Genomic DNA, 6,884 nt, shown 5'->3' with positions numbered 1-6,884 from the left:
GGAACGGGGGTGGTGCGGAAAGCGAGCGGGAGGGCAGGTGGTCCGTTAGGGGAGGTCTTTGGTGAAGGACAGGTGCTTGATCGTCTCGGGGTCCGCGGCGAGGTCGAATCCCGGCCGGTAGCCCGTCGCGAGGTAGAGGTTCTTGGCCTCCGGCTGCCGGGGGCCGGTGGTCAGGTAGAGCCGGCGGTAGCCGCGGCGCACGGCTTCGGCCTCCAGCTCGACCAGCACGCGGCGGGCCAGGCCGCGGCGGCGGTGGTCCGCGTGCGTCCAGATGCGCTTCAGCTCGGCGGTGTCGGCGTCGAAGCGGCGGAACGCGCCGCCGGCGACGGACCGCCCGTGTTCCTGCAGGATCAGCAGGGCGCCGTGCGGGGCCTCGAACTCTTCGGCCGGGTAGCGCAGCATCTCCTGGTTGGCGCCGCCGAACAGCCCGCCGTACCGGCGGTCGTACTCCTCCGTCAGTCCCTCGACCAGCGGCCGCACCCGCGGGTCGGACAGCGGCAGGCGCAGCACGGTGAGTTCGGGATGCGCCCCGGGGAAGGTCTGCTGGGTCATGGAAAGTCCTTTCGGCTCAGCCGAGCGAGGCATGGAAGGTCGAGAGGTCCGCCGCCAGCCGGTTCGCGGAATAGCCGGCGTCCGACGGGACGCGGCGATCCGCCAGTTCGGACAGCATCCGGCGGGCCAGGGCGTCGCTCTCGCGGAACGGGGCGGCGTTGCTGCGCGGCCGGGCGAAGGCCCCGGCGCCCCAGGAAGAGGTTGCCGGACCGGCGGCGTACAGACCGGGACGGGTGCTGCCATCCCGTCCGAGGATCCGCGCGGCCGCATCCACCAGCAGCTTCCCGGTTCCCCGTCCTGCAGGCGCGCCGGGGGCGTGTTCCTCGGAGCCGAGTCCGGACTCCTGCAGCGCGGCCAGGAGCGGGTTCAGCGAGCCTTCGACCGCGGGCGCGGGCAGCCTGGCCTCGATCAGCGCCGGGGCGGCAAGGACTTCCCCGGCCTGCGCCGACGCGGCGGTGAACAGGCCCAACTCCTCGTCCGCGGCCAGCTGGAGATCCGGACCGAGGAACCTGACGTAGCCGGCCTCGTGCAGGGCCAGCAGTTCCCGCAGCCGGTGGGCGGGCGGACCGGAATCCACATAGCTGAAGAAGCCGTGCCACCAGCCGCTCACGATCGGGCGGGACTCGGGCGTCAGGGCGTCCAGCGGAACCAGCCTGCCGAGTTCGAAGTACACCCGGAGCAGTCCCAGGAAGAGTCCCAGGGTCTCCGAGTTTCCGTCGCCGTCGCGCAGCCGCAGGTCATTGCGGATGTGGGCGGCAACGGCCTCCTCCGCCGCTCCGGCATCGGCGAAGCGGCGGCCGCGCAGCGGGCGGTCCAGGTCCTCGAATTCGAGACGGTCGGCGGGGTCGGGAACGGCCGCCCCGACCAGGGCGCGGCGCTCCTCGGAATACCAGTTGGCCGCGTCGAAGGCTTCCTCGAAGGCGGCCCACGGCATCGAAACCCGCTCGGGGTGGCCGGTGAACAGCTCGCGGTAGTACCCGAGGGCGGCGTCCTTGGCCAGCAGCGGCCACAGGTGATCGTTGAAGTCCAGCAGGTCATGGTGCTCCAGCAGCCCGGCGACGGCGGCCGCCGTCAGGTAGCGGGGCGCGGCTGCCGGCTCGCCCCGCAGCGGCGCGGAGATCTTGGAGCGGTAGGGGACGCCGCGCCGCGATCCGGCCCAGAGGCGGGGTTCGCGGCCGGAGGGCAGGTATTCGAGCCCGCCGCCGGGCTTCTCCCGGAACCGTCCGCCCCGGCCCTCCATCAGGAGCACCACCAGGTCGATGAAGGCCAGTCCCATCCCGGACACGATGGCGTCCTGGCCCGGGAGCAGGCCGGAGAAATCGACGTCGTTGGTGTATGCGGGCGGTGCGTAGAAGAGCCCGTGCCTGGCCGCGAAGCGGGCGAAGCCCGAGGAGCGGGCGTCCGGTTCGGAGTCGGTGTGTCCCACGGCAACGACGACGGCGTCCGCCGACAGCGCGTCCCCCGAGGCCAGTTGCACGACGTGGGCGTCCCCGGCCGGGCTGACGTCCACCGCCACCTCCCGGTGGACGGTCAGCGAGGCCTGCGGTCCCAGCGAACGCACCGTCCGGCGGAAGAACCACTCGAGGTACAGGCTCTGCAGCCGGCGCGTCGGGAACGAGGCCGGGCGCAGGTTGCGCAACTGCTCCGCTAGGTCCTCGTCGGGCACCTCGACGTCCGCGATGCTGCGGTCCAGCACCCCGCGGGCCCACTCGATCAGGCTGGGACCGGGGGCGGCCGGACCGGCGCATTCGACCGAATCGTCGGTGAACATCGTGACGTCCTCGGCCATTGAGTTCAGCATCAGCAGCGGGCTCTGGTCCCGCCGCCAGATCCGCCCGGAGCCGGGTCGGTGCGGCTCGACGACGTGGATCTGGAGGGGCGCGTTGAAGAGCGCGGGAAGGTTGGCGGACAGGCGCTCCAGGATCATGGCGGCCTTGGGCCCGCCGCCGATAAACACGATGGACGCGGCAGGTGCGGCAACCGGGGCACCCCGGCGTCCGGCGTCGGCAACGGTCATCTCCACGCCCCTCCTTCGATTCGCGGGCTAGCGGTTCCGCCATGCTAGGGAGCCCCGGCGGGTCCGCGCGCGCAGAGGTTCACGGCAGTTCACGGCCCGACACACGGCGCAACACAGCGTCTTTTGAGCCCGTCGTCAAGGCGTTCTTGACGCGAATAAGTCCTCCATTGACACCCCGCGACGGCCCTTTTGTCCGGCGCCGGAGGCCGCCCTAGATTTCTGGCCATGGCCCGGAGCGACACCGCCTCGGGCCGACCGGGACAGACCAGCGATTGGAAAAGGGAGGTGCCTCATGGGTGCACCGGGGATCCAGACACCCCAGAAGGCGGACACGCCGGCCGGGCCCGCAACGGTGCCGGCCGCCGGCCGGCGCGACGACTACCACGGCTACCGCGTGGTCCCGGCCCGCCATCCGTGGCGCTGGGTCGGCACCGCGGTGGTGGCCGCCGGCGTGGCGGCCGTCCTCTTTTCGCTGTTCACCAACCCGCGCTGGGAGTGGGACGTCGTCGCCGAGTGGTTCACGGCGGAGTCCGTGGTCCGCGGCCTGGCCGAGACCCTGAAGCTGACGGTGATCGCCGGCAGCCTCGGCTTCGTCCTCGGGTTTGTCCTGGCGCTGATGCGGCTGTCCGCGTCGCCGCTGCTGGTCTCGGTCTCCTGGAGCTTCTCCTGGATCTTCCGCTCCACGCCGCTGCTCGTGCAGCTGCTGCTCTGGTACAACCTCGGTTACTTGTACGAGAAGATCTCCCTCGGAATCCCGTTCACCGACGTGCGCTTTTTCGAGGTGCAGACCACCACCCTGATCAGCCAGTTCGCCGCCGCCGTGCTCGGGCTGACCCTGAACCAGGCTGCCTACTCAGCGGAGATCATCCGCGGCGGCATCCTCGCCGTGGACCAGGGCCAGCTGGAGGCGGCGGCGGCGCTCGGGATCCCGGCCTGGCGCCGCTCCACCCGGATCGTGCTGCCGCAGGCCATGCGCTCCATCCTGCCGACGGCCTTCAACGAGATCATCGGCCTCGTGAAGGGCACCTCGATCGTCTACGTGCTCGCCTACTCCGAGCTCTTCTACACGGTCCAGGTCGTCTACAACCGCACCCAGCAGGTCCTGCCGCTGCTGCTCGTAGCCACCATCTGGTACGTCGTGATCACCTCGGTGCTGAGCGTCTTCCAGTACTACATCGAGCGGCACTACTCCAAGGGCGCCCTCCGCAGCCTCCCGCCCACCCCGCTGCAGCGGGTCCGCAAGTTCTTCGCCAGCCACGCCACCATCAGGAGCGCCTCATGAACCGCCGGATCCTCACCGAGCAGGAAACAACGACGGCGGGGCGCGCGGCTTCCGCGCCTACGCGCGGCCTGGTGGAGATTACCCGCGTGCACAAGAGCTTCGGCACCACCGAGGTGCTCAAGGACATCTCGCTGACCGTGCAGCCCGGCGAGGTCACCGTGATCCTCGGCCCCTCAGGTTCCGGCAAGTCGACCCTGCTGCGGACCATCAACCACCTGGAGAAGGTGGACTCCGGGCTGGTCAGCATCGACGGGGAGCTGGTCGGCTACGTGCCCCGCGGCGGCAGGCTGCACGAACTGAAGGAGAAGGCCATCCTGAAGCAGCGCACCGAGATCGGGATGGTCTTCCAGTCCTTCAACCTCTTCCCGCACCTGACCGCCCTCCAGAACGTCATGGAAGCCCCGCTCTACGCGCAGGGCCGGGGCAAGGCCGAGGTCGAACAGCGGGCCCGCGAGCTGCTGGCCCGGGTCGGCCTCGGGGACCGGGCGGACGCCTACCCCCGCCAGCTCTCCGGCGGCCAGCAGCAGCGCGTGGCCATCGCCCGGGCGCTGGCGCTGGATCCCAAGATCCTGCTCTTCGACGAGCCCACCTCGGCCCTGGACCCCGAACTGGTCGGCGAGGTGCTGGACGTGATCAGGGACCTCGCCCGCTCGGGCACCACGCTGATCGTGGTCACCCACGAGATGGGCTTCGCCCGCGACGTGGCGGACACCGTCGTCTTCATGGACGGCGGCCGGATCGTCGAATCCGGGCCTCCTCGGACGATGTTCAGCCGCCCCAAGGAAGAGCGCACGCGGGCCTTCTTCTCCAAGGTCATCGAACCGGCCTTCAACCTCTGATGAATCCACCCAGCCAAAGCACAAGGACTCCCATGGCCACCACCAGACTCCGCAAGCTCTACCCGCTGCCGGCCGCCGCCGCCGTCGTCCTGCTCTCCCTGGCCGGCTGCGCGGACCCTAACTCCGCCGCCGCCGAAGGCGCGGGATCCACCGCGGCCGCCGGAAACGGCGTCGTCTACAACACCAGTCCGGACCAGGACCGGATCCGCAGCCAGAAGGACGCCGGGCTCGCCGCCGAGGTGCCGGCCGACATCGCCGAGGACGGCAAGCTGACCGTGGCAAGCACCGGCGGTTCCGTGCCGCTGTCCTTCCACGCCACCGATGACAAGACCGTCATCGGCACCGAAATCGACCTGGCCCAGCTGGTCGCGGACAAGCTCGGGCTGGAGCTCGACCTGCAGGTCACGTCGTGGGAGAACTGGCCGCTGAAGACCGAATCCGGCGACTACGAGGCGGTGTTCTCCAACGTGGGGATCAACGACGAGCGGCTGAAGAAATTCGACTTCGCCAGCTACCGGGCGGCCTACATGGGCTTCGAGGCGAAAAAGGACACCGACATCACCGTGAAGGGCGCCGCCGACATCGCGGGCAAGAAGATCGCGGTGGGTTCCGGCACCAACCAGGAGAAAATCCTGCTGGCCTGGAACGAGGAGCTCGAGAAGGACGGCAAGGAACCGGCGTCACTTCAGTACTACAGCTCCGAGGCGGACACCATCCTGGCGCTCTCCTCCGGCCGGATCGACCTGAACCTGGCACCGTATCCGAGCACCGTCTACCGCGAGAACACCCGCGACGACCTGAAGGTGGTCGGCAAGGTCAACGCCGGCTGGCCCACCGAGACGCTCGTCGCCGCCACTACCGAGCGCGGCAACGGGCTCGGCCCGGTCATCTCCGAGGCGGTGGACGCGCTGATCGCGGACGGCAGCTACGCGCAGGTCCTCGAGCGTTGGGGGCTCGAGGAAGAGGCCGTGCCCGAATCCGAGTTCTTCTCCGAGGACAGCAAATGACGTTCCAGCTGGCGGCCCTGGCGGCCTTGGACGAGTTCGCCGGTGTTCCGGCGGAAGGAGCAGCACGATGAGCCAGCAGCACAGCGGGCGGGGAATCATCGCCCTCGAGGTCGACGGGGCGGGCGCGCATCCGGCCGCCCGGCGGGCCGCGGGCCTCACCCGGGACGACCTCCTGGCCGGGACGCGCACGCGGCAGGTGGTGCTGGCCGCGGAGAGCGCGGGCTTCCACGCGGTAACGTTCGACGACGGCCGGCTGGCGCCCGCGCAGGGGCCGCGCGCGCGGCTGGACGCCGTGCAGCGGGCCGCCTTCGCGGCGCCGCTCACCCGGAGCATCGCGCTGGTGCCCGTGGTCGACGCCGTCTACACCGAGCCGTTCCACGTGGCCACGCAGCTGGCGAGCCTCGACTACGTCTCCGGGGGCCGGGCGGGCTGGATCGTCTCGGCGTCCGGCACGGCCGCGGAAGGTGCGGCGGTGGGCCGCGGCGCGGTCTCCGGCGAGGCCCTGCGGCGCGAGGCGGAGGACGTGGTGGAGGCCAATCGGCTGCTCTGGGACAGCTGGGAGGACGACGCGGTCATCCGCGACGTCGCCTCCGGCCGCTACCTGGACTCCGGCAAGCTGCACTACGCCGACTTCCGCGGCGGCTCCTTCTCCGTGAAGGGCCCGTCCATCATCCCGCGCCCGCCGCAGGGCCAGCTGCCGGTGCTCGCGCCGGCGGGCCTGGTGGCGCCGGGTGCGGACTCGGGGGCAGACGCCGTGCTGGTGTCCGCCCCGACGCCCGAACTGCTGCTGGCCGAGGCGGCCGAGCATGCCGCACGGGGCCCCGTCATCGCGGAACTGGAGATAGCACTGGACTCGCGCGGACGCCGGGCCGGGGACCGGCTCGCTGAGCTGGACGCCTGGGAGCTGCCCGAGCCCCGGGCGGAACTGCGCGCCCAGCTGGCCGGGACGGCGGAGGAACTCGCCGACTACCTGGCCCAGCTGCTCGCCGTCGCCCGCGGGGTCAGGCTGCATCCGGCCGTCCTCGACACAGAGCTGGAGGAGCTGGGGCGGCTGGTGCTGCCGCGGCTGCGCGCCGGTGGCCTCCTGGCGGCCACCGCCCCGGACAACACCTTCCGCGGCATCCTGGGCCTGGCTCGTCCTGCCAACCGCTTCGCGGCCGCCGGCTAAGCCACCAACCTAAGGAGGA

Annotated in this window: 6 protein-coding genes; 4 read left to right on the top strand and 2 right to left on the bottom strand. The window is 71.0% G+C overall.

The features are described 5' to 3' along the window. Positions 1 to 45: 45 nt before the first annotated feature. Both OC550_RS13145 and OC550_RS13140 read right to left on the bottom strand, forming a co-directional pair. Entirely contained in the window at positions 46 to 552 is a 507-nt protein-coding gene (locus OC550_RS13145) for a GNAT family N-acetyltransferase (RefSeq protein ID WP_262106205.1), read from the bottom strand. Positions 553 to 568: 16 nt separating this feature from the next. Continuing rightward, positions 569 to 2,569, bottom strand: coding sequence for an FAD/NAD(P)-binding domain-containing protein (locus OC550_RS13140; RefSeq protein WP_262106204.1), 2,001 nt, complete (start codon positions 2,567 to 2,569; stop codon positions 569 to 571). A 292-nt stretch (positions 2,570 to 2,861) separates the two neighbouring features. Here OC550_RS13140 and OC550_RS13135 point away from each other — a divergent pair, with 292 nt between their 5' ends. The 4 genes from OC550_RS13135 (at position 2,862) to OC550_RS13120 (ending at position 6,865) form a co-directional block, all read left to right on the top strand. Further along, a complete protein-coding gene (locus tag OC550_RS13135) occupies positions 2,862 to 3,851 on the top strand; it encodes an amino acid ABC transporter permease (RefSeq protein WP_262106203.1) in 990 nt (329 codons plus the stop codon). Continuing rightward, positions 3,848 to 4,690, top strand: a complete 843-nt coding sequence (locus OC550_RS13130) for an amino acid ABC transporter ATP-binding protein (RefSeq protein WP_306556925.1) — start codon at positions 3,848 to 3,850, stop codon at positions 4,688 to 4,690. Before OC550_RS13135 ends, OC550_RS13130 begins: the two co-directional genes overlap by 4 nt. Positions 4,691 to 4,722: 32 nt before the next feature. Further along, positions 4,723 to 5,697: an ABC transporter substrate-binding protein gene (locus OC550_RS13125; protein ID WP_262106202.1), complete on the top strand. Its 975-nt coding sequence runs from the start codon at positions 4,723 to 4,725 to the stop codon at positions 5,695 to 5,697. Between the two features lie 67 nt (positions 5,698 to 5,764). Then, a complete protein-coding gene (locus OC550_RS13120; protein ID WP_262106201.1) occupies positions 5,765 to 6,865 on the top strand; it encodes an LLM class flavin-dependent oxidoreductase in 1,101 nt (366 codons plus the stop codon). Positions 6,866 to 6,884: the final 19 nt, after the last annotated feature.

The sequence above is a fragment of the Arthrobacter sp. Marseille-P9274 genome, assembly GCF_946892675.1.
Lineage (GTDB): Bacteria > Actinomycetota > Actinomycetes > Actinomycetales > Micrococcaceae > Crystallibacter.
Note: the sequence above shows the minus strand (reverse complement) of the source record. Positions and strands in the feature narration are given on the sequence as shown.

Coding starts and splice junctions, on each gene's coding strand:
- OC550_RS13145 (WP_262106205.1), bottom strand. CDS start 552: ATGACCCAGCAGACCTTCCCCGGGGCGCATCCCGAACTCACCGTGCTG.
- OC550_RS13140 (WP_262106204.1), bottom strand. CDS start 2,569: ATGACCGTTGCCGACGCCGGACGCCGGGGTGCCCCGGTTGCCGCACCT.
- OC550_RS13135 (WP_262106203.1), top strand. CDS start 2,862: ATGGGTGCACCGGGGATCCAGACACCCCAGAAGGCGGACACGCCGGCC.
- OC550_RS13130 (WP_306556925.1), top strand. CDS start 3,848: ATGAACCGCCGGATCCTCACCGAGCAGGAAACAACGACGGCGGGGCGC.
- OC550_RS13125 (WP_262106202.1), top strand. CDS start 4,723: ATGGCCACCACCAGACTCCGCAAGCTCTACCCGCTGCCGGCCGCCGCC.
- OC550_RS13120 (WP_262106201.1), top strand. CDS start 5,765: ATGAGCCAGCAGCACAGCGGGCGGGGAATCATCGCCCTCGAGGTCGAC.